This window comes from Pseudomonas sp. FW305-28 (assembly GCF_017351395.1).
In the GTDB taxonomy this organism is placed as follows: Bacteria; Pseudomonadota; Gammaproteobacteria; order Pseudomonadales; family Pseudomonadaceae; genus Aquipseudomonas; species Aquipseudomonas fluorescens_AA.
Window position 1 is genome coordinate 15347 of record NZ_JACNDD010000063.1, and the last position, 22966, is coordinate 38312.

Sequence of the window (22966 nt, forward strand, 5' to 3'; positions counted from 1 at the left end):
TGAACGGATGGTCCGGCATGGGTGGAAGCTGTTAAGATTTAGTTAACTCATTAACTAAATCTTCTCGCGAACCCACTCCATGCCCAAGCCGCGCCAATCCTTGACCCTGACCCTGCTACAGGCCCGTGAAGCGGCCATGGGGTTTTTCCGGCCTTCCCTCAATCAGCACGGCTTGACCGAGCAGCAATGGCGGGTCATCCGGATTCTCAGCCAGCACGACGAGCTGGAGATCAATCGCCTGGCCGAACTGGCCTGCATCCTCAAGCCCAGCATGACCGGCGTGTTGGTGCGCATGGAAGCGGCGGGCATGGTGGTGCGGCGCAAGGCCGAACAGGATCAGCGGCGGGTGCTGGTGCGCCTGGCGCCGCAAGGGCAGGCGAGCTTCGATTCGATGAGCCAGAGCATGGAAGAGAATTACCAGCGTTTGCAGGACCAGCTAGGGGAGGAAAAACTGCAGACGTTGCTGGGGTTGCTCAATGAGCTGAAGATGATCAGGCGCTGAGATCCCGGGCTGGTTGTTTTCTGTGGGAGCAAGGCTTGCCCGCGATGAAGACGCTGCGGTCTTTCAGAGACCGAGGTGCCTGTTTCGCGAGCAAGCTTTGCTCCCACAGATCCCCTTGCCACAAGGTATTTGATAACGATCAGTACACGCCGCCAGCCGCAGGCTTTGGCGTGTCCTTGAACGTCGCCGCCAATGTCTGCAAGCCCCGCATCAACACCGTCGTATCCACGCCCACCGCGACAAACGCCGCGCCAAGTTCGATGTAGCGCCGGGCCAGTTTTTCATCGGCGCTGAGAATCCCGGCGCCCTTGCCGGCCTGGAGGATGCGGGCGATGGCGTCTTCGATGGCCGCTTGCACCTGCGGGTGGCCGGGGTTGCCGCGAAAGCCCATGGACGCGCTCAGGTCCGCCGGGCCGATAAAGACCCCATCCACACCTTCCACCGCGGCAATAGCATCCAGGTTGGCCAGGCCTTCGCGGCTCTCGATCTGCACCAGCAGGCACATCTGTTCATCGGCCTTGTCGAGGTAGCCGGGGATGCTGTTCCAGCGTGACGCCCGGGCCAGCGCGCTGCCGACGCCACGTACACCCTGGGGCGGGTAGTGGATGGCGCGCACCAGTTTACGCGCCTGGTCGGCGCTTTCCACCATGGGCACCAGCAGGGTTTGCACGCCGATGTCGAGCACCTGCTTGATCAGCGCCGTGTCACCGACCACCGGGCGTATCACCGGCTGGCCGGGGTAGGGCGCCACGGCCTGGAGTTGGCCGAGCAAGGTGCGCAAGTCGTTCGGCGCGTGTTCACCGTCGATCAGCAGCCAATCGAAGCCGGCATTGGCCGCCAGTTCCGCACAGTAGGCATCGGCCAAACCCAGCCACAGGCCGATCTGTGCCTCGCCGCTGCGCAGGCGTTGCTTGAAGGTATTGATGGGCATGTCCATGAGGCGGTCTCCGATCAGACGAAACGGCAGGCGATGGAACCGAGCATGTCGTAGTCGACATGGAAGGTATCGCCGGGGTTGGCGGCCACGGGGCGGGTGAAGGAGCCGCCGAGGATGATCTGTCCCGGTTGCAGGGTGACGTCATAGGCCGCCAGCTTGTTCGCCAGCCAGGCCACGCCTTTGGCCGGGTGATTGAGCACCGCCGCCGAGACGCCGGACTCTTCGATCACACCGTTGCGGTAAAGCACCGCCGGCACTTTGCGCAGGTCGATCTCGGTCGGGCGTACGGCGCGACCGCCCATGACCACCCCGGCATTGGCGGCGTTGTCGGAAATGGTGTCGAACACCTTGCGGGTCGCCTTGGTCTGCGGGTCGATCTGCTGGATACGCGCATCGATGATTTCCAGTGCCGGGATCACCCATTCGGTGGCATCGAGCACGTCGAACACCGTCACGTTGGGGCCTTTCAAGGGCTTGCCGAGGATGAACGCCAGCTCGACTTCCACCCGCGGCACGATGAAGCGCTCGAAGGGGATGTCGGTGCCTTCGTCGAAGAACATGTCGTCCAGCAGCGCGCCGTAGTCCGGTTCGGTGATGTTCGACGACACCTGCATGGCGCGGGAGGTCAGGCCGATCTTGTGGCCGACCAGCTTGCGTCCGTCCTGGATTTTTTGTGCCACCCAGGCACGCTGGATGGCGTAGGCATCTTCAATGGTGATGTCCGGGTGATCGAGGGAAAACTGCCGCACCTGTTCGCGGGAGCGTTCGGCACGGTCGAGGCGGGCAGCGGCTTGCTGGATGAAAGTCTGGTCAAGCATGGCAAGGGTCTCTTATTGAGGATTGACGATGGCCGCCCGGGTGCGCAGCACCAGCAAGCCGCCAAGGGTAATGAACAGTGCCAGTACGTACAGGGCGAGGCTGGCGCTCTGGGTGGTGTCGCGCATCCAGCCGATCAGGTAGGGCGCGAAGAACGAGGCGATGCTGCCGAAGGAGCTGATCAGGGCGATGCCGGCGGCCTGGGTGCCGTTGGACAGGAAGGCCGGCGGCAATTGCCAGAACATCGGCAGCGCCGCACTGGCGCCCATGCCGGCGACGATCAGCCCAGTCAGCACCAGGGTCGGGTCGGTGGGTGAGAGTCCGGCGACGGCAATGCCTGCCGCTGCCATCAGCAGCGGCACGCACAGATGCCAACGGCGTTCACGGTTGCGGTCGGAGGAGCGCCCGCAACCGATCATGAAAAAGCAGCCAGCCAGGTAGGGCACCGCGCTGAGCAGCCCGACCTTGCCGTCGCTGCCGATGCCGGCGCCGTGGATCAGGGTCGGCATCCAGAAGGCCAGGGTGTTCACCGCCAGCATCACCGCGAAATACACCGCCACCAGCAGCCAGACCTGTGGGTTGTTGAGGATCGCCGAGAACGACGTAATGGATTTGCGCTGTTCTTCAAGGCTCAGTTGTTCACGCAATTGTTGCTTGGCGTGCGGCGTGAGCCAGTTGACCGTCTCGAAACTGTCCGGCAGGCACTTGAGCACCACGAGGCCGAGCAGGATCACCGGCAGCCCTTCAATGACGAACATCCACTGCCAGCCGCGCAGGCCGCCAAGGTCATGGAAATGCTCGAGAATGCCACCGGACAATGGCCCGCCGATCACCCCGGCCATCGGCACGGCGATGGCAAACAAGGCGGTCACCTGGGCCCGGCGCCGGGCCGGATACCAGCGATTGAGAAAGACCAGGATGCCAGGAAAGAAACCGGCCTCGGCCACGCCGAGCAGGAAGCGCAACACGTAGAAACCAGCGGCGTTCTCGATGAGGAACATGCCCGTGGACAGGGCGCCCCAGACCACCATCAGGGTGGCGATCCAGCGCCGCGGACCGACCCGGTCCAGGGCCATGTTGCTGGGTACGCCAAACAGCGCGTACGCGATGAAAAACAGGCCGGCGCCGAAGCCGTAGACCGTATCGCTGAATTGCAGGTCGGCGCTCATCTGCATCTTCGCGAAGCCGATGTTGATGCGATCCAGGTGGGCGAAGAGGTAGCAGACCAGCAGCAACGGCATCAGCCGCCAGGTGATGGTGGCATGGGTGCGGTCGTGGGCGACGGTGCCGGCAGTGTTGGCGGTATTGGCTGTGCTCATGATCTTGTACTTTTTGTCAGAGAGGCCGATGGGGAGTGCGGGGCAGGCGGATTCAGGTGGCTTGGGCCTTGAGAAAGGCGTGGACGTTGTTGGCCTTGAAGTTGAGTTGCTCGTGCAGCTCGATCATCTCGAACGACAGGGCCAGCAGGCGTTGGGCCTGGAGTTCGGCGAAGTGCGCGGTGATCACCTCGAAGAGTTTTTCCGCGACGTTCTGGCGGGTGGCCAGGTCGCGACCATGGCCGACTTTCAAGGTCATGTGCACGAAGGCGTAGTCATGCTTGCCGTCGGCCATGCGCCAGGTGTCCAGGCGCACGCCGCGGCTGCGGATACCGCCCAGGGGGAACACGCCGCTGTCGCCCAGCAAGGCGTGGACCTTTTCAAACAGGCCGGGCAGATCGGCTTGTCGTTCGATGTTGTCGGTGTATTCAGCGATGAAATGCGGCATGGGAGCCTCCTGCGTCGGCAGCTTCGAGGGGTGAGCTACAAGCGGCAAGTTGCAAGCGATCCGCTTGCAACGTGTGGCTGTTTCTCAGACTGGGAAAATGGCGTTGATCTGGCCGGTGCCGGAGCTGCCGAAAGGTTCGGTGATGATTTCGGCGGGCTTGTCGTAGTCCGGTCCGCCGAGCAACCCCAGCAGCATCGCCGTGTCATGCATCTTGCCTTCGCCGAAGCAGTGTTCGGCGTAGTCCGGGAGCATCGCGCAGAACTCTTTCCAGCGGCCCTGGCGCCACATCTCGACGACGTGCAGGTCGACCTGCTTGTCGAATTCCCGTGTCCAGTTGTGGATGTTGGCTTCCGCGTTGCGATCATCGGAGAAACGGTGCGACAGCGAACCGGACGCCAGCACCAGCACCTTGCGATCGCTTTTCTCGATGGCCCGGCGCACGGCGGCGCCGAAGGTGAAGCTGTCTTGCAGGCGATGCCAGGCGCACCAGGCGGCAATCGACACGACGTTGAATTTCTGGTCTTGGGCGATATCCATGTGCATGTAGCGCATGGGCACCAGCGTGCCGTATTCCAGTTCAAGGCTTGGGATGTTGTGGGCCAGTGTGCGCACATCGACGGCATTGGCCTCGGCGGCGATCAGTTCGCCCAGCTCCGGGGCGCCCGAGTATTCGTACTCCATGTTCTTGATGAAGTGCGGCAGCTCGTTGCTGGTGTAGACGCCCTTGAAGTGCTCGCCGCTGTTGACGTGATAGGCGCTGTTGACCAGCCAGTGCACGTCGAACACCACGGCGGTATCGGCCCCCAGCTCACGGGCGCGACGGCCGATTTCCTTGTGGCCGGCAATCGCGGCGGCGCGGCAACCGTGGTGCTTGCCGGGCAGCTCCGACAGGTACATCGAGGGAACGTGGCAGATTTTCGCCGCCAGGACGACTTCGCCCATGATGATTCTCCTGAAAAGATTGTTCTTGTTGGATCTCGGGACAGCGGGTGAATCAAGTATCGATGACGAACCTTGTGGCGAGGGAGCTTGCTCCCGCTCGATTGCGCAACAATCGCCAGGAACAGCGGGGGCCGCTTCGCAGCCCAGCGGGAGCACGCTCCCTCGCCACAGGGTGTATCACTTGCCATAGGTGCACGGGGTATCAATCGGTGCGGGTCATACCCCCCACCGCGGTATGTGATGACTGCCCATGGAAATGCAAACGTTCTTGATCTCGGCAAACACTTCAAAGCTGTACTGTCCACCTTCGCGGCCGGTTCCGGAACCCTTCACGCCGCCGAAAGGCTGGCGCAGGTCGCGCACGTTCTGGCTGTTGATGAACACCATGCCGGCCTCGATGCCATGGGCCAGGCGATGAGCCTTGCCGATGTCCTGGGTCCAGATGTACGAAGCCAGGCCATATTCGGTGTCGTTGGCCAGTTGCAAGGCTTCGGCTTCATCCTTGAACGGGATCAGGCAGACCACCGGGCCGAAGATTTCTTCCTGGGCGATGCGCATCTTGTTGTTCACATCGGCGAACACCGTCGGCTGGATGAACTGGCCGCGGCTCAAGTGCGCCGGCAGGTTGGCCGGGCGTTCCAGGCCACCGGCCAGGAGGGTGGCGCCTTCTTCGAGGCCGATCTTGATGTAGCCGGTGACCTTGTCGTAATGGGCCTGGGTGATCATCGAACCGACCTGGGTTTTCGGGTCTTGCGGGTCGCCGACGATCAGGCGTTTGGCGCGGGCGGCAAACTCGGCCACGAATTGTGGGTAGACGCTTTCCTGGATGAAGATGCGGCTGCCGGCGGTGCAGCGTTCGCCATTGAGGGAAAAAATGGTGAACAGCGCGGCATCGAGTGCCCGTTCCAGGTCGGCGTCTTCGAAAATCAGCACCGGCGACTTGCCGCCCAGTTCCATCGAGTACTTTTTCAACCCGGCGGTCTGCATGATTTTCTTGCCGGTGGCGGTGCCGCCGGTGAAGGAGATCGCCCGCACATCCGGGTGGCGCACCAGCGCATCGCCGGCGGTGGCGCCGTAACCCTGGATCACGTTCAACACGCCATTGGGAATGCCGGCCTCGACCGCCAGGCGTCCCAGCTCGTTGGCGGTCAACGGCGACAGTTCGGACATCTTCAGCACGGCCGTGTTGCCCAGGGCCAGGCACGGCGCGGTCTTCCAGGTCGCGGTCATGAATGGCACGTTCCAGGGGGATACCAGCGCGCAGACACCCACCGGTTGGTACAGGGTGTAGTTGAGCATCTGGTCGTCGACCGGGTAGGTATGGCCGTCCATTCGTGTGCAGACTTCAGCAAAGAAATCGAAGTTGTGGGAGGCCCGGGGGATCAGCACGTTCTTGGTCTGGTGGATCGGCAAACCGGTGTCGAGGGTTTCCAGTTCGGCCAGCTTCGGCACGTTCTGCTCGATCAGTTCACCGAGCTTGCGCATCAGCCGGGCGCGCTCCTTGGCCGGGGTGTTGGCCCATTTCGGAAACGCTTCCTTGGCCGCCGCGACCGCCTGGGCCACTTCCTCGGCGCCGCCGCTGGCGACTTCGCCGATGGCCTCGCCGGTGGCCGGGTTGTAGTTGACGAAGACGTCTTTGCTTTCGACCTCACGGCCATCGATCCAGTGTTTGATCATGCTGCTCACGCCTCTTTACGGGATGCGAAGAACTCGGCTTCGCTGACAATTCGATTGACCAGGCGACCGACGCCTTCCACTTCCACTACCACTTCATCGCCGGGCACCACGTCCGCCAGGCCTTCCGGCGTGCCGGTGGCGATCATGTCGCCGGGCTGCAGGGTCATGAAGCTGGACAGGTATTCGATCAGGTAGGGGATGTCGAAAATCATGTCCTTCGTGCTGCCTTCCTGGCGCAACTGGCCGTTGATCCAGGTGCGCAGCTTCAGGTTGCCCGGGTCCGGCACATCGGCCACGTCGACGATCCAGGGGCCGACGGGCGTCGTCGCGTCACGGTTCTTCACCCGCAGGTTGGGGCGGTAGTAGTTTTCCAGGAAGTCGCGGATCGCATAGTCGTTGCACACGGTGTAGCCGGCCAGGTAGCCCAGTGCGTCCTCGCGCTTGACGTTGCGCGCGGCTTTGCCGATGACCGCCACCAGCTCGCACTCGTAATGCATGTAGGCGACGTTGTCGGGACGCCAGGTCACCTGGTTATGGCCGGTGTAGGTGCCGGGCGACTTGATGAACGCCAGGGGTTCGGTCGGCGGCTTGAACGCCAGCTCGGCGGCGTGATCGGCATAGTTCAGGCCCAGGGCGAACATGCTGCCGGTGGCCGGGGGCAGCCACTGGACCTGGTCCTCGGCCAGCAGGCGACCGTCCGCCAGGCGTACGGCGTTGTGAGCTTCAACGGTGACGGCGTGATCCTGGCCTTCAAAACGAATGCGCGCGTGCTTCATGAACCTGCTCCTGTTTCCTCGGCCACGACGGTATTGACCAGACGGCCCAGGCCGCTGATGTCCACTTCGACACGGTCACCGGGCAATACGTCGACCCGGCCCTCAGGCGTGCCGGTGATCAAGACGTCGCCGGCATGCAGGGTCATGAACTCGCTGATTTCGGCAATCAACTGGGGAATGTTGCGAACGAAATTGGCCGTGCTGTTTTGCTGGCACACCTCGCCATTGACGTACAGCGTGATCGCCAGGCTGTGGGGGTCAGCCACCTGGGCTAGCGGCACCAGTTCCGGGCCGATGGCGCAGAAGCCGTCCCGGCACTTGGCCTTGACGGCGGGGCGGTAATAGCTGTCTTCCGGGAGGCTGAATTCATTGACGACGGTGTAGCCGGCCACGTAGTCCAAGGCTTCGGCGGCACTGACGCGGCTGGCCGACTTGCCCATCACCACGCCCAGGGCCGGTCCGGGTTGCAGCCTTTCGCCATGACCCGGATGAACCACTTCGGCGCCGTGCCGGTTGCGGGTATTGGGCGTCTTGATGAACAGCACGGGCTTGAGCGGCGGCTTCTGGTAGGGCGGTTGCTCGAACTCGGCGAGGCGCTGCTTCAGCAGCCCCTGGTAGTTCAATGCGACCCCGAACAGGGTGCCGGTCGCGACGTCATGCAGGGCACGGCTCATGCTTGTCTCCTGGCGATGGCAGAGTGATGAGACTCTGCGATTATTGTTAATGTGTTAACAGTTATAATTAAGATGTTAACTATCGTCAAGCGTGACAGAATGACCGGCACTGGTTGCCTCGTCGGATTCGGTGCAGGATGAGTGCGACAGGTACCTGAATCAGAATAAAAACGAGCCCTGCGTGATGACCGACCGCCAGCCGATCCCGAACATCAACATTGGTCAGGTGTATGACCAGCGCTACAGCGACGCCGAAGTGCATTACGATCGGCTCGCCAACCTGGCGGGTTTTTTCGGGCGCAACATGCCGGTGCATCGCCACGACCGGTTCTTCCAGGTGCACTACGTCAAGAGCGGCACCGTGCGCGTGTACCTCGATGACCAGCAGTACGTCGAATCCGGCCCGATGTTCTTCCTCACTCCGCCGACCATTCCCCATGCCTTCGTGACCGAAGCCGACAGTGACGGGCATGTGCTGACGGTGCGCCAGCAATTGGTGTGGCAGTTGATCGACGCCGACCCGAGCCTGGCGCCGGCTGGCGTGCAAATGCCGGCCGCCTGCGTGGCCTTGGCGCAATTGGGGCCTGGGCACGCGGGGGAGGTGCGACGGTTGGAATACTTGTTCGAGGCGCTGAGCGAGGAGGTCGTGGCGGGGCGTCCGGGGCGCAGCGCGGCGCTGGATGGGTTGACGCGGTTGATCATGATCAGCCTGTTGCGGCTGTGTTCCAACTCCCTGGAAGCCAGGCCGGCACGGCATGAAGACCTGAAGATCTTTCATCGCTTCAACGAGCTGATCGAAGCCCACTACCTGCAACATTGGCCGCTGTCGCGCTACGCCGAGGGCATCGGCGTGACCGAGGCGCGCCTCAACGACGTGTGCCGACGCATCGCCGACCTGCCTTCCAAGCGCCTGATCATGGAGCGGCTGATGCAGGAGGCCAAGCGACTGCTGTTGTTCACCGGCAGCTCGGCCAATGAAATCTGCTACCAGCTCGGGTTCAAGGACCCGGCGTATTTCAGTCGGTTTTTCCAGCGTTACGCCCAACTCACGCCGGGGGAGTATCGCCAACGGCAATCGGGGTTGCGTTGAGCGCTTGCAGCCCTGTGACAGCGACACTAAGCTGCCGACTCGCCCATCCACACAGTTCGAACATGGCCAACCCCAGACCTTCTTTGACCCTGACCCTGTTGCAAGCCCGCGAAGCAGCGATGGCTTTTTTCCGCCCGGCGCTGAACCAGCATGACCTGACGGAGCAGCAATGGCGGGTGATCCGGATCCTGCACCAGCAAGGTGAGTTGGAAAGTCATCAGCTCGCCCATCAGGCCTGCATTCTCAAGCCGAGCATGACCGGTGTGCTCAGTCGCCTGGAGCGTGACGGCCTGGTGCGTCGGCAGAAGTCCAGCCAGGACCAGCGCCGAGTTTTCGTCGGCCTGACCGAACGCGGCCAGCAGTGCTTCGTGTCGATGAGCGAGGGCATGGAAGGCAACTACCGGCGGATCGAAGAACAGTTCGGCGAGGAAAAGATGCAGCAACTGCTCGCCTTGCTCAATGAGCTGAAAAACATCAAGCCTTGATCAAGGCGTGGCCAGGGCTTGCTTCAGTTGCTCCACTAACGCAGGCGCCATGTAGTGCGGGCCATCGAACAGGTAGAGTGGGTAGCCCGAATAGGCCGCCAGTTGTGGCTTGAGCTCGGCGACGGTGGCGGCGCGGAAACCACCGCCGTATTGGGGGCGGAAGGCTTCGACGATGATCCGCACACGATCCTTGCCAAGCCGATCGCGCAGGGCATCGGCGTAGTTTCGGGCCACCGGGGCGGTGCGGGCGTAGACGCCGACGCCGTCCTGGAAAAACACGCCGATGTCGTTTGGCAGCCATTGCTTGAGCCAGTCAGCGGTGGCGGCGGGGCCGATGTTGGCACCGTCGTAGACGCTGATCCACAGCGGCCGTGGCAGCTTGGCGAGCAGGGCTGGCAACTCCGTGGCGCCTGACCAACTGGGGTCGACTTCAGCCGGAAAATACCAACCGGTGACATGCAATGGCGTGGGCAGCCCAGCGATGCGCTCCGACAGCGCCGCCAGTTGCTCGATATCGTCCCGAGAGCGGTTCTCGCTGAAATAACCCGCCAGCCCGAGGATGACATCCTGGGCCCAGGGCGCTTTGGCGATGCGCGCCCAATCCGGCAGTACCGGCACGCTGGTCAGGCCGGTGCCGGGCACGAAGGCCTGGTCGTCCACCACCGTCCATTGCACCAGTAGCTCGTGCACGCCCAGTTTTTCCCAATTGCCGCTGATGCCGACGGTCTGGTTGTCCGGCTGCCAGACGATGCCGACGATGTTCGGTGCCGTGCGGGTGGTCATGTAGTACGTCCCTGTACCTGCGGCGAGGAGCGCGGCCAGTAACAGTGCCGCGACAGTCTTGCGATGGATGAACGTTGCGAAGCTTTTCAAACAAGTTCCTTCTGGATGCAGTGTAGTCGCGGCTCGGCAAGACGAGCCGCTTTTCGTAGCGATGGACCGACTGGCACACCCAGCGGATCAGTAGGAGTAGGTCAAGCGCGCGAACACCCCTTTGGCGCGATCCTCGCCGAACACCCTGGCGCGGTATTGCAGGGAAAAATCCACATAGGAGCGTGGCGCGTTGTAGGCGTCTTCCCGGAACCAGTAGCGTACGTTGTTTCCTATCCCGATGCCTCCGGCGTCGCCGGAAGAAAAGCCGCCACCGGCTTCGCTCTTCATCTTCGAATCGTAGTCGATCGCCGCGACGACATGGGGGAAGGTCACCCAACGCGAACCGGTCCCGCCGATGGCGTAGCTGCGGCCCACTTGCCATTCGCTGTTGAAGTAATTGCGCGAGTCATTGATGTAATGGCCGACCTCGGCATACAACTGCGAGGTCCACCAGCTCGGCACATCGACCCGCAGGTCGGTACCGATGCTCGAACCGTAGCCCAGGCGCACCAGCCAGTCGCCGTCGACATTAGAAGAGCCGAGCGGGAACGTGCGTTCAAGGGCGGCCATGATGTTGACCGAACTGAAGGGTTTGACCCGTACGCCAACGGCGCCCTGCAGGGCATCGGCACCGGTGTCCGAGTCGCTGTTCTTGCTCCACAGGGTGTCGGTGATACGCCCGTAGAGTTCGACAAAGCGGGCGTTGCGATAACCCAATGGGCGCCAGGACAGTTCGGTGCTGTTTTGCAGCAGGTCGTTGCTTTCGCTGCCGCCGCTGTTATTGGTGCTCGGCGCTCCGCTCAGGCCACTGGAGCCGCGATAGCTGGTGGTACTGGTCAGGCCCATCCTGCGCGAAACGTCACCCACGGTGCGACGGGTATCGAACAGTTGTTGCGCGGACATGGGCGTTTCTGCAGTTTTTTGCCCATCGATCACGCGCTTGAAGTATGCGACGGATTCGTCGTCCTCATGGACACGCATGGCGTTGTAGGCGGCGTCCTGGGCTGCCGCCGGCTTCAGTGGCGTGGCCGCATCGGCCTTGCGGAACGCATCGTGGGCGGCTTCATCGTCGCCGGCCTGCATCGAGAGGTAAGCGAGCTGCAGGTCACTGACCGAGGCCAGCTCGCCGCTGCTGCGTGCCTCTTGCAGACGCTCACGAGCCGTGCGGCGCTGGCCGATGGCGGCATACAGCCCGGCTTCTTCATAGGCCGGCAGGGTGCCCAGCGCGAGGGCATGGGTAAAGTCGTCGCGGGCGCCGGCATCGTCCCCGGTTTGTTGGCGCAGGCGTCCACGCATGACCAACAGTCGGGCGTCGTCGCCAGTGGCCTGCAGGCCTTGGCTGGCCGCCGCGATGGCTTCGGGCAAGCGTTTCTGATCCGTCAGGGCGCTGACCAGCAGGTAGCGATAGGACGGATTCCGTGGCGCACGGGCAATGGCCTGATTCGTCAAGTCGACCGCGGTTGCCGGGTCTTTGCGGGCGAGGGCGGCATAGGCCTGGGAGGCCAGCGCCGTGCCTGCGTCGTGGGCGCTGCCGGGCCAGATGGCGCAGGTCAGGCCGAAAGTGCTTTCCTGGCATTCCAGGGGCGGCGGCGCAAATTGAACGGCGGTGGTGAACCCTTTGTTTTTGTGGCGCAGTGCCATGCTTGCGGCGGTACGCCGGCGGGTCACTTCATCACTGTCGTCACTGCCCAAGGCGTGCAACTGGTTCAGGGCTTGCTGAGGTTCGCCTCGGGCCAGCGTAGCGTCGACGGCAAAGAGGCGCAGGTCACGGCGTTCACCGGCCGTCACTCCGGGCAGGGCCAAGGCGTGGTTCAGGTCGGCCTGGGCCGCCGGAGTCTTGCCTTGACGCTCGCGAGCATAGCTGCGCAGGACCCACGGGGCGGTCTTGCTGTCGTCCAGTGCCAGGGCGTTTGTCGCGGCCTGTTCGGCGGCGGGGTAGTCCTTGGCCGCGAGCAGGGCGCTGATGAGCAGTTGCTGATTGGCGGAAACTTCCGGAGCCAAGGTCACCGCTTTACGGGCGCGGTTCACGGCCATGGCCGCCTTGCCTTGCTCCAGGGCGCGGTAGCCCTGGGTCGCCACCGGCACCGCCAGTTGACGGCGAATCGCTTGGCGACGCAGCAGCAATGTGTTGTCGTTGGCGAAGGTCCGGAGGGCATCCGTGGTGGCCTGGTCGGCTTCTTCCAAGTGTTGCTGGCGCTGCAAGGAATCGATCAGCAGCAATCGATACTCGCGACGACGGGGTGCCTGGGTGATGGCCTTGCGGGCCGATTGCGCGGCCAGGCCGAATTGTTCGCGATCATAGGCTTTGAAGCCTTGGGACGCGGCGGCGAAGCCCGGTGCTGCCGGCGCGGCGCGGGATGACCGGGCGGTCTGCGGCTGGTCGCGCAGTTTCTTGTCCCGTTCGGCCAGCTCGATCAGTGTGTTCAAGCGCGTCACGTCGGCGCGCTGGCGCAGGGCTTCGCGTGCCTTGGCGATGGCCAGGTCGTAGTCCTTGCGCTCGTAGGCGCTGTAGGCCTCGTTGGCGGCGGTGTAGGCCGGCCCTGTCAACGGCAGCGGTAATGTCTCGGCAGACGCCAGCACGGGAATCAGGCTCAGCCCCGCGGCCAAGAGGGTCAGAAGGGGGCGGTTCATGCCGGAAGCTCCATTGGGTAGAGGCTGTGCTGGCGTGCCACCACCTGTTCGATCGTTGCCCGGGGCAATACACCGCTGTCGACCAGGTAGTCGCCAATCCGGCCGTGATGCTGCGGACGATACTGCAGCATGGCGTGGCTGAACTGATCGCGATCGAGCAGGCCCATTTCGATCAGCAGGTCGCCCAGCAGCGGCGCGCGGGCATTCGGTACGGCATGGCCGTTGTTCGCTGGCAATCGGCGCAACAACGCGAGAATTTCACTCTCCCGGGCGATCAATTGCACCGGCTCGCTGCCCAATTCGGCGCTGATCTGTTGCAGACCTTCAGCGGAAAGTGGGTTGGCGACGGCGATCTGTTCACGTCCTTCGCCGTTGCGCCCCAAGGGAATGACGCGCCAGCGCAAGGCAAACTCGCTGGCCAGCGACGACGTCGAGGCCGCTGCTTTCTGGGCCACTTCAAAGACCCGCGGCAGGTCATTCTGGAACGCAATGGCTTCGGCCAGGGTTTCGTCGTCCAGCCAGCCGTTATTGAGCAGAATCCGACCCAGCGGTACATTGCGCGACTGCTGTTCGTCGAGTGCGCTTTGCAGGTGGGTGTCGGTAATGGCTTGCCAGGACAGCAATACACTGCCCAGGCGGCGTGGTGCGGTGGCGACCAGGTCGGTGGACGGGAAGTCATGCATGGTCTTGTCCCAGACCAGCTTGCGGTTCATGACCTTGCCCACCAGGAACATGCGCCAGGCGCGAGAGGCGGCCATGAAGTTGACGAAGTTGCCCACCAGCATGCGCGGGATCGACAGCAAACCGTGCTGCCAGCCGTACAGTACCGTGGTGAAGTAATAGCGGTGCACGATCCGCCAGGCCAAGGCAACGCCGTTGGCCAGCAACAGGTATTTGATCACGCCATTGGTTTCAAAGGGCGTAGGGAAACTGACGTCCCACAAGCCGCTGTTGCGCAGGATAATCAGGCCCAGCAGTTGCACCAGGATCACATAGGCAATGATGCTGATGAACGCTGTCACCACGCCCTTGCGGTCGCGAAACAGCAGGTATCGGTTGGCCAGCGAGCCATTCCAGCCCATCTGTTCCCAGCCTTGCAGGCCGATGCCCAGGGTCCAGCGGGCCTTTTGCCGGAAGGCGGTGCGGAAGGTGTCGGGGAAGAATTCACGCACGCACAACGGCATCGTCAGGGTCGATTCATAGGGTTTGCGGAACCAGGATTTGCGCAGCACCCGGAACTGCACCGGGAAGCGTACGAAGATCGCGTTCATGCCGACCTTGGCCAATCGTGCGCCAACGTCGTAGTCCTCGGTCAGGCTGTCGGTGTTGAACGGTTGGTTTTCGGTTTCACCGGCCAGCACCCGCAGGGCACGATGGGAAAAACAGGTGCCGACGCCGGCGGAGGGCACAGTGTCGGTCATGCTTTCACGCACCACCAGGTCCTTGCCGTGCCATTCGGCGAACTCGTCCATGTAGACGCCCGCCACCCATTCGTACCAGTTGCGTTCCAGCGAGACCACCGGCAACTGGATCATGTCCTTGCGCGGTAACAGGTAGTTGAACAGGCGCAATTCCAGCGGATGCAGCACGTCTTCGCTGTCGTGCAACACGACGCCGGCGAAGGTCATGCCATGGGTTTTCTCGTGCAGGAAAATCGCCTGGATCACCCAGTTCAAACAGTCAGCCTTGCAGGTCGGCCCGGCATGGGGCACTTCCACGCGGTGCAACTGCTTGTAACGCCGGCGCATCCGCTCGACTTCGTCGATGGTGCGCTGGTCGTTGACATAGGTGCCGACGAAAACCACGTAGTTCTGGTAGTCGAGCGTCGACACCATGTTTTCGATCATCGGCGCGATGACGTCGTATTCCAGCCAGGCCGGGACCATGATCGCCAGGGGCTGTTCGTCCCGGGCCAGCAATTGCTCGACGGTCAGCGGCCGATAGCGGCGGTCCACGGTGAATTTGCGGTACAGGCGACGAGACCAGTACCACACGTCAATGATCAGATCGTCCAGGCTGGAGATCAGGATCAGTACCGCGACCACAATGGTCGCGGCTTCCAGGTAGTTGTAGTAGTGGGCCAGCCAATAGGGCCAATAAAGCGACGTCATCAAAGGTTACCGTTACTGGCGATTGCGGCGGGCGCTACGGCCAGCCAGCAACAAGATAAGGAACAAGGCAATGCCACCGGGGATCAGCCAAAGCAGTGACGGTTTGCGCCAGGCATCCAGGCCCTTGGGTTCTTCCTCGCCGATCAACTGGCTGCCGTTGGGATCCTGGGTATCGAAGACCGCCACGGCACCGTTGTCGCCCAGGATCGCCACATCGCCACGAGTCAGTACGACCGGCTTGGCCAGGCTCGGGGGCTGGTCGCCCAGGGCCCGATAGACCAGGCCGTGCTGGCCCGAGGTCTGCACCACTTGCAACGATGCCAACTGGTTGAGGCGCTGCACATCCAGCATCACCTGGTCCTTGTGGTTGATCCGCAGGTGACCCTGCTCGTCGACCTGGACCGACTCCTTGCTGTCCTTGAGCGGCAGTTCGAAAGCCAGGAACGCTTTGTCCGGGCTGACGGCGGCTTTCGGATCGGTGCTGACTTTCAACTGCGCGCGCAGCGGCGAAACACCCGAGGCGTCGGCCACCGAGATCACCTGGGCCAGGCTGCTGGCCGGATGGTCAAGGTATGCCTGGGGAACGAGCACTTGGGTGTCTACGGCAAAGCGTGCGGCGATGCCGGCGAAATCGTCACCCAGGGAGGTTTTGTCCAGCACGATATGGCTGGTAGGCAGTACGGACACCGGGAACGCCTGAGGCGTTTCGAGGCAACGGTCGCTGACCGGTTGGCGCTGGAACGAGACGCGCAGTACGTTTTTCGAACCCAGGGCGTAGCGTGGGATGTGAGCCTGGATGCGTTGTGGTTCGCCATCGGTGGTCAGTTGCTGGGCACCGATCAGGAAGTCATTGAAAAACAGCGAGGCCACGGGCGCGGTGTCCGAAGCGCCGGGTGCGGCGGAGACGTCGACCACTGCGGTGACGGGCAGGCGACCGTCATACGCCACGCTGCCCAGAGGGAACGAAGTGCTCCAGTCGAATCGCGAGGCCACGTCGAAGTTACCGGGAGCGCCGCCCAATCGCGACAGGGCCACGCGGCCATCTTCGCTCAACGGCGTTTGCGCTTCGTTCACGGTCAACTGGCGGCTGCGTGCCAGTTTGTTCCAGGCAGAGCCGAGCAAGGACAGGGCTTTGCCGGTCGCATCCGGGGCGATCGTCAGCACCGGGCGAGTGCCCAGCAGCGCCAGGCGCACGTTGTCAGTGCCGGTGCCCACCAGGGCGGCGTTGACGTGCGCATTGCGCCATTGGGTCAAGGCCGCTGCCGCCGTGGCGTCGACGCCTTGGACCTGGTTCTGCAAGGCATCCATGGACTGGTTGATGGCCTGGAGCAGTTGCGGGTCGCTGATGGCCAGGTCGGCCTGCAGGTTCGGCACTTGGCCAAGCATCAGCAGCGCACCGATTTCGGCTGGGTTGGCCAAGGTATGCTGGCCCTTGCCATTGAGGCTGGCGAAGGCGGGAATGTTCAACAGTTCGGCCGGGACGCGCAGATTGCTCAGGTCGACGCTGTCCTGCAGGGCAGGGAAGGGCAGGATACGGGCATGCTTGCCGATCCGCTCCAGGGCCACGCCCAATCGCCAGGCAGCATCATAGCTGCCGGCCGACAACGAGCCCGGTGCGACCAGAATGCCAGGGTTGGCCGGCAGTGTCGCCCAGGCGGCGCCGACATCCTTCAGTTGGCTGGCATCGTAGCTGTAGTTCAGGCGGGTATTGGGCTGAATGCGCAGCACGTTGCCGATGACCCGGTCTTCTTCGCACAGCGGCCGGGAGACCACCGACGACCAGGCAATGCCCAGGCGTACCAGGCCGTTGTCCCGTGGGGCCTGGTCTACGCCCAGCTTGACGCTGGCATCGCCCTGCGCCTCGCTGAGGCCTTCGGCGCGCACCGGATAGCCATCGAGCGACAGCAGCATGGTATTGCGGCCGCCTTCGCCATTGAGATAGCTGGCGTCCAGTTGCAGTGTCGCATCGCTCAGGGTCACGCCGGCGGGTACCGGCAAATACAGTTCGCGTCGAGCGTCGCTGGCACCCAGCAGGATTGGCGCGGTGATGCCCAGGTCGCTCAAGCGAATCTCACGCTCCTGGCGGGTATCGGCGTTGAGTCGGTTGATTGCCTGGGTGAGCGGGCTATCCGCAGCCAGGGCAAAGTTTGGCATGAGCGCGAGCAGGCTCAGGCCACAGGCAAGGGCGCTGAGCGCGCCCGTAGGGATGGCAACGGAAGGCTTCATTCAGGCAAATCTCGATCTGATAAGGGTGGGTAGCAGTTATGAGGTGAAATCGGCGAGCAACTCGCGTGGCTCGGACAGCGGCGTGTGTGACGGCTCGTGGGCCGCTTGCACCTGACCCACGACAAAGTCGTCGACTGCACGCCCCATCAGGGTGTCGACGATGCGCTGGCTGGCCTTGCCATCGCCGTAGGGGTTGATCGCCTGAGAGGTACGACGCCACAAGGCCACGTCGTCGAACAGCGCGTTCACACCAGCGATGATCGAGGCCGGGGACGTGCCCACCAGGCGCACGGTACCGGCGGCCACGGCTTCGGGGCGCTCGGTGACGTCGCGCATCACCAGGACGGGTTTGCCCAGGGACGGCGCCTCCTCCTGCACACCGCCGGAGTCCGTGAGGATGACGTGGGCATGTTGCATCAGGCGCACGAACGCCAGGTAATCCAGGGGCTTGATCAAGTGCACGTTGGGCAGGTCACCCAGTTGTTCGGTCACCGGCCCCAGTACGTTGGGATTGAGATGCACCGGGTAGACGATCTGGATATCAGTGCGCTGGGCCAGCTCGCGCAAGGCCTTGCAGATGTCCAGGAAACCCTCGCCGAAGTTTTCCCGACGATGACCGGTCACCAGTAGCAGCTTGCGTCCGGTTTGCAGGAACGGGAACTGTTGGTCCAGATCACCGCGCAACCGGGCATCGTCATTGATACGTTGGGCAGTCAGTTGCAGTGCATCGATCACCGTGTTGCCGGTCACCAGGCAGCGGCCCTGCAGGCGTTCGCCCAGCAGGTTGTCCCGTGATTGGCCGGTAGGGGCAAACAGCAGGTCGGCACTGAGATCGATGCAGCGACGGTTCATTTCTTCCGGCCATGGGCTGTAGATATCACCGGTGCGCAGCCCGGCTTCGACATGGCCTACGGGGATGCGCCGGTGGAAGGCGGCCATCGAGGCCACCATGGCCGAAGTGGTGTCGCCATGGACCAGCACCCGATCCGGCCGGGTCTGTTCCAGCACCGGGTCGATGGCGCTATAGAGGGCGGCAGTCAGGGAGTTGAGCGTCTGGTGCGGCGTCATCACATCAAGGGTGAAATCAGCCTTGAGATCGAACAGATCCAACACCTGCTTGAGCATGCTTTGATGCTGGCCGGTGACGCAGATCAGCGATTCAATGCCTGGTTCGGCGGCGAGGGCCTTGACCAAAGGAGCCATCTTGATGGCTTCGGGACGGGTACCGAAGATCGAAAGGATCTTGATCCGTGAGTCTTGAGTTGCGATGACGCCTTCCTCGCGCAGTTTTCTGCGCCGCACAACAGCCATCCAGGCACGGTAGGTGACTGGTCAGGCAAGCGGTTTAAGTTAGTAAATCTGAAAGTCAGGCAAATACCTGCGTGCACAGGACGTGACGGTAGTGGCATCTTGCGATCTGAACCGTCAAATTAATAACATTAAAGATCGTTGTCGCAAAGTTTTATATGTGAAGTTTCGATGATTTTTTTTAAAGCGTTCATTAAAGGCTGGAGGGAGGCGCTCGGCATCAATTTTATTTTGTTTATTACTATTTGATTAGTAAGGGTTTTATTGGTTTTTAAGGCTTTGTGAATTGCCGTGGCCACAGCAATGCGCGCGGCTGTCGATTTTTTGACAGAAAGCGCCAACGTTTATGTAAGCCTTGGGTTCGTCATTAGAATGACGCCTGTATATTGTCAAGTTGGGCGCAAGCTTTAGTACCTAAGTGCCAAGTCTTACAAGTTGATGAAAGTTCAATTTAGTTTGAGTTTTTGTTTAAGTAGTTCAGGGGCTGCGATACGCATTATTAGTCTTCGCAAAACAGCGCGATCCTTAAGTAAGCCACCCGCCTTGAGGCCTGCCTTAAACCCATCGGGTGTCGCGGAAATCGATTGTCCCTCTAGCCGATAATCGCACGCTTTGTAATACGTTCGTGCCTGGGATATTGACCGAACTAACCGGGTGGTACATTTTAGGCGCCACATACGTCTTGCGACGCATTGCCAAGACCATAATAAAAAATAGAGGAACACCTCATGCGAACCTGTCTGCAAACGCCCGACACCTCTCCCTCGGTCTGGCGCTCCTGGCCTGAAGCCCCTCGGAACACCTCCATTTGGATTCGATAGCGGACACCGTCGCCGTTCTATCGCTCCGGTTTGGAACCCGGCACTCGACACCCCGAGAGGTCTTCAAGATGGCAAAAGTCGTCGATTTGTATTTCAAGCTGCTGAAGCTGCTGATCGTGCTGTGCATGCTCGCAATGATCGTGCTGGTGTTCGGCAATGTGGTGCTGCGCTATGCCTTCAACTCCGGCATCAGTGTGTCGGAGGAGCTGTCGCGCTGGTTCTTCGTCTGGATGATTTTTCTCGGTGCCCTGGTGGCGCTCAAGGACCGTGCCCACCTGGGCATGGATAGCCTGGTCAAGCGCTTGCCGTCGGCAGGCAAGCGGATCTGCCTGGTCATCGGGCATCTGCTGATGTTGTACATTTGCTGGCTGATCTTCAGTGGCAGTTGGCAACAGGCGGCGATCAACCTGAACGTAGTCGCCCCGGCATCGGGATTGTCCATGGCGCTGTTCTATGGCGCCGGCCTGGTGTTCGGCGCCAGTGCCGCACCGATCCTGCTCTACGAGCTCTACCTGGCGTTGTTCGGCAAGCTCGGGGATGACGAGCTGGTGATGGTCAAGGACAACGACGCCGAGGCGATCACTCATCACCCCGGCACCCCTGATTCCATCAAGAGTACCCGCCCATGACGCTGGTTATTTTCCTCGGGTCCTTGATCGGCAGCATGGCACTGGGCATGCCCATCGCGTTTGCCTTGCTGGTGGTCAGCGTGGCGTTGATGGTTTACCTGGATCTGTTCGATGCGCAAATCATTGCCCAGAACCTGCTCAACGGCGCGGACAGTTTTCCGCTGATGGCCGTGCCGTTCTTCATGCTGGCCGGCGAAATCATGAACGTCGGTGGCCTGTCCAAGCGCATCGTCAACATCGCCATGGCGCTGGTAGGGCACAAGCGCGGTGGCCTCGGTTACGTGGCGATCATCGCTTCCTGCCTGCTGGCATCGTTGTCCGGTTCGGCCGTGGCCGATGCGGCGGCGCTGGCGGCGTTGCTGGTACCAATGATGGTCTTGGCCGGGCACAACCGAGGGCGCTCGGCCGGGCTGATCGCCGCCGGTAGCATCATCGCGCCGGTCATTCCGCCGAGCATTGGCTTCATCGTCTTTGGTGTGGCATCCGGGGTGTCGATTTCCAAGCTGTTCCTGGCCGGGATCGTACCGGGCTTGATGCTGGGGGCTTCGCTGGCCGTTGCCTGGTGGTACATCTCCCGCAGCGAGAACGTCGAGACGCCGCCCAAACGTTCCCGTGCCGAAGTGCTGCGCACGTTGCTCGATGGCAGTTGGGCGATGGGCCTGCCCTTGATCATTATCCTGGGCCTCAAATTCGGCATCTTCACGCCCACGGAAGCGGCGGTGGTCGCGGCGGTCTATTCGCTGTTCGTGTCCCTGGTGATCTACCGGGAAATGAAGGTCAGCCAGTTGTACGAAGTGATCCTGTCCTCGGCCAAGACCACTTCGGTGGTGATGCTGCTGGTGGCGGCGGCCATGGTTTCATCGTGGCTGGTGACCATCGCCGACCTGCCGGGCCAACTGGCGGAGCTGCTGGCGCCGTTCATGGACAACCAGACCGTTCTGTTGCTGGTGATGATGGTGCTGATCATCCTGGTAGGGACGGTGATGGACATGACCCCGACCATCCTGATCCTCACCCCGGTACTGATGCCGGCCGTCATCCAGGCGGGGATCGACCCGGTGTACTTTGGCGTGCTGTTCCTGATCAACACGGCCATCGGCCTGATCACGCCGCCCGTGGGCACGGTGCTCAATGTGGTTTGCGGAGTGGCCAAGCTGGACTTCGAGGAAATCGTGCGCGGGGTGTGGCCGTTCATGTTTGCGCAGTTTGTGGTGCTGTTCCTGTTGGTCCTGTTCCCGCAATTGGTCCTGGGGCCGTTGAAATTCTTCACCGGCTAACACCGGTGCTGTTAGCTCGACCTTAAAAACAATAACGATCGGAGAGTGACATGGGAAAACTGATGAAAACCCTGCTGGCCGGGGCGTGCGCGACGGGCTTGCTGTTGACCGGCGTGGCCAGCCACGCGGACGAAATCCGCGAGCGGACCTTGCGATTCGCCTTCCAGAACGTCAAGGAACACCCCCAGGGCCAGGGCGCGCAGAAGTTCGCCGACCTGCTCAGCGAGAAGAGCGGCGGCAAGATCAAGGTCCGCCTGTTCCCCGGCGGTACGTTGGGCGGTGATGTGCAAACGGTGTCGGCGTTGCAGGGCGGCACACTGGACATCACGGTGCTCAACTCCGGCATCCTGGCCGCCCAGGCACCGGATTACGCCATGCTCGATTTCCCGTTCCTGTTCAACAACGTCGAGGAAGCCCATGCGGTCATCGATGGGCCGGTCGGGCAGAAACTGGCGGCGCAACTGGACAGCAAAGGGCTGGTAGGTCTGGGTTATTGGGACCTGGGCTTTCGCAACCTGACCAACAGCAAGCATCCGGTGACCAAGCTTGAAGACATGCAGGGCCTGAAGATTCGCGTGATCCAGTCGCCGATCTACCTGGAGACCTTCTCCGCCCTGGGCGCCAACCCCGTGCCGATGGCGTTCCCCGAGGTCTACACCGGCCTTGAGCAGCACACCATCGACGGCCAGGAAAACCCTTTCACGGTGATTGAGGGCAACAAGTTCTACGAGGTGCAGAAGTACCTTTCCGTCACGGGGCACATCTTCAATCCGCAATCGTTGATCATCAGCCAGAAAACCTGGAACCGCCTCAACGACGATGAAAAAGCGATGATTCGCGCGGCCGCGGCCGAGGCGCAAGCATTCCAGCGTGAAGTCACGGCGGCGAGCATGGACAAGGCCAAGGCCACGTTGGCCGCCGCGATGACCGTCAATGAAATCACCCCAGCCGAGAAAGATCGCTTGCGTGAGCGGGTAAAACCGGTAGTCGACAAGTTCGCCAAATCCTTGGATGGCGACCTGGTGAAGACGATGTACGAGGAAATCGCCAAGGTGCGCGCGGCACAGTGAGGTGAATGGGCCTGTCCGGAACAGACCCCGTCACAGGAGGTCCTCCGTGGGAGCGAGCCTGCTCGCGATGGCGGTGTGTCAGCCAACCTCAATGCGGTTGACCTGACGCCATCGCGAGCAGGCTCGCTCCCACAGTTGTTTTGGGGTAGCCCCAGGATGCGCATACGCCACAACTCCCCTGTGGGAGCGAGCTTGCTCGCGATTGCAGTGGGTCAGTCAACATCAATGTGACTGACTTGACGCCATCGCGAGCAAGCTCGCTCCCACAGTTGTTTTGGGGTAGCCCCAGGATTCGCATACGCCACAATTCCCCTGTGGGCGCGAGCTTGCTCGCGATTGCAGTGGGTCAGTCAACAT

Annotated in this window: 19 protein-coding genes; 6 read left to right on the forward strand and 13 right to left on the reverse strand. The window is 62.1% G+C overall.

The window, feature by feature from the left end; genetic code table 11:
- Positions 1 to 79 precede the first annotated feature (79 nt).
- A complete protein-coding gene (gene hpaR, locus J4E53_RS16140; RefSeq protein ID WP_060742164.1) occupies positions 80 to 502 on the forward strand; it encodes a homoprotocatechuate degradation operon regulator HpaR in 423 nt (140 codons plus the stop codon).
- Positions 503 to 641: 139 nt separating this feature from the next.
- Here the strand turns inward: hpaR (J4E53_RS16140) and hpaI are convergent, their stop codons facing one another.
- The 8 genes from hpaI to J4E53_RS16180 all read right to left on the reverse strand — a co-directional run bounded on the left by hpaI (position 642) and on the right by J4E53_RS16180 (position 8088).
- Positions 642 to 1439 carry a 4-hydroxy-2-oxoheptanedioate aldolase gene (gene hpaI / locus J4E53_RS16145; RefSeq protein ID WP_103310180.1) on the reverse strand — a complete coding sequence of 266 codons (798 nt, stop codon included), beginning with the start codon at positions 1437 to 1439 and terminating at the stop codon, positions 642 to 644.
- 14 nt (positions 1440 to 1453) lie between these two features.
- Positions 1454 to 2257: a 2-oxo-hept-4-ene-1,7-dioate hydratase gene (hpaH, locus tag J4E53_RS16150; protein WP_060742166.1), complete on the reverse strand. Its 804-nt coding sequence runs from the start codon at positions 2255 to 2257 to the stop codon at positions 1454 to 1456.
- A 12-nt stretch (positions 2258 to 2269) separates the two neighbouring features.
- Positions 2270 to 3574 carry an MFS transporter gene (locus J4E53_RS16155; protein ID WP_103310178.1) on the reverse strand — a complete coding sequence of 435 codons (1305 nt, stop codon included), beginning with the start codon at positions 3572 to 3574 and terminating at the stop codon, positions 2270 to 2272.
- A 52-nt stretch (positions 3575 to 3626) separates the two neighbouring features.
- The gene (locus J4E53_RS16160) at positions 3627 to 4019 is read right to left on the reverse strand and encodes a 5-carboxymethyl-2-hydroxymuconate Delta-isomerase (RefSeq protein WP_060742168.1); all 393 of its coding nucleotides are present in this window, start codon (positions 4017 to 4019) and stop codon (positions 3627 to 3629) included.
- Positions 4020 to 4103: 84 nt separating this feature from the next.
- Complete coding sequence (hpaD, locus tag J4E53_RS16165) at positions 4104 to 4961, reverse strand: 3,4-dihydroxyphenylacetate 2,3-dioxygenase (RefSeq protein ID WP_060742169.1); 858 nt, start codon at positions 4959 to 4961, stop codon at positions 4104 to 4106.
- Positions 4962 to 5177: 216 nt separating this feature from the next.
- Entirely contained in the window at positions 5178 to 6638 is a 1461-nt protein-coding gene (gene hpaE / locus J4E53_RS16170; RefSeq protein ID WP_072404191.1) for a 5-carboxymethyl-2-hydroxymuconate semialdehyde dehydrogenase, read from the reverse strand.
- 5 nt (positions 6639 to 6643) lie between these two features.
- A complete protein-coding gene (locus J4E53_RS16175; protein WP_060742171.1) occupies positions 6644 to 7414 on the reverse strand; it encodes a fumarylacetoacetate hydrolase family protein in 771 nt (256 codons plus the stop codon).
- Positions 7411 to 8088, reverse strand: coding sequence for a fumarylacetoacetate hydrolase family protein (locus J4E53_RS16180; RefSeq protein ID WP_103310177.1), 678 nt, complete (start codon positions 8086 to 8088; stop codon positions 7411 to 7413). Before J4E53_RS16180 ends, J4E53_RS16175 begins: the two co-directional genes overlap by 4 nt.
- A gap of 184 nt (positions 8089 to 8272) precedes the next feature.
- On the opposite strand from J4E53_RS16180, the gene hpaA reads away from it, so the two are divergent.
- On the forward strand, positions 8273 to 9178 hold the full coding sequence (hpaA, locus tag J4E53_RS16185; protein ID WP_103310175.1) for a 4-hydroxyphenylacetate catabolism regulatory protein HpaA: 906 nt from the start codon (positions 8273 to 8275) through the stop codon (positions 9176 to 9178).
- 62 nt (positions 9179 to 9240) lie between these two features.
- A complete protein-coding gene (hpaR, locus tag J4E53_RS16190; RefSeq protein WP_060742174.1) occupies positions 9241 to 9663 on the forward strand; it encodes a homoprotocatechuate degradation operon regulator HpaR in 423 nt (140 codons plus the stop codon).
- On the opposite strand, the gene J4E53_RS16195 is transcribed toward hpaR (J4E53_RS16190), so the two are convergent.
- The 5 genes from J4E53_RS16195 to wecB all read right to left on the reverse strand — a co-directional run bounded on the left by J4E53_RS16195 (position 9664) and on the right by wecB (position 18773).
- The gene (locus J4E53_RS16195; protein ID WP_103310181.1) at positions 9664 to 10446 is read right to left on the reverse strand and encodes a hypothetical protein; all 783 of its coding nucleotides are present in this window, start codon (positions 10444 to 10446) and stop codon (positions 9664 to 9666) included. It lies immediately after the preceding gene.
- Positions 10447 to 10623: 177 nt separating this feature from the next.
- Entirely contained in the window at positions 10624 to 13167 is a 2544-nt protein-coding gene (locus J4E53_RS16200) for a bacteriophage N4 adsorption protein A (protein WP_103310172.1), read from the reverse strand.
- Positions 13164 to 15278, reverse strand: coding sequence for a glycosyl transferase family protein (locus J4E53_RS16205; protein ID WP_060742177.1), 2115 nt, complete (start codon positions 15276 to 15278; stop codon positions 13164 to 13166). The genes J4E53_RS16200 and J4E53_RS16205 overlap by 4 nt, the downstream gene beginning before the upstream one ends.
- A gap of 12 nt (positions 15279 to 15290) precedes the next feature.
- Positions 15291 to 17504: a hypothetical protein gene (locus tag J4E53_RS16210; RefSeq protein WP_103310170.1), complete on the reverse strand. Its 2214-nt coding sequence runs from the start codon at positions 17502 to 17504 to the stop codon at positions 15291 to 15293.
- Between the two features lie 36 nt (positions 17505 to 17540).
- Positions 17541 to 18773 carry a non-hydrolyzing UDP-N-acetylglucosamine 2-epimerase gene (gene wecB / locus J4E53_RS16215; protein WP_081015479.1) on the reverse strand — a complete coding sequence of 411 codons (1233 nt, stop codon included), beginning with the start codon at positions 18771 to 18773 and terminating at the stop codon, positions 17541 to 17543.
- Positions 18774 to 19701: 928 nt separating this feature from the next.
- Here wecB and J4E53_RS16220 point away from each other — a divergent pair.
- From J4E53_RS16220 to J4E53_RS16230, 3 genes are read left to right on the forward strand one after another with little or no spacing between them, the layout of a single operon-like run.
- Positions 19702 to 20262, forward strand: coding sequence for a TRAP transporter small permease (locus tag J4E53_RS16220; protein WP_103310168.1), 561 nt, complete (start codon positions 19702 to 19704; stop codon positions 20260 to 20262).
- Positions 20259 to 21539 carry a TRAP transporter large permease subunit gene (locus tag J4E53_RS16225; RefSeq protein WP_060742180.1) on the forward strand — a complete coding sequence of 427 codons (1281 nt, stop codon included), beginning with the start codon at positions 20259 to 20261 and terminating at the stop codon, positions 21537 to 21539. Before J4E53_RS16220 ends, J4E53_RS16225 begins: the two co-directional genes overlap by 4 nt.
- A 50-nt stretch (positions 21540 to 21589) precedes the next feature.
- A complete protein-coding gene (locus J4E53_RS16230) occupies positions 21590 to 22609 on the forward strand; it encodes a TRAP transporter substrate-binding protein (protein ID WP_060742181.1) in 1020 nt (339 codons plus the stop codon).
- Positions 22610 to 22966 lie beyond the last annotated feature (357 nt).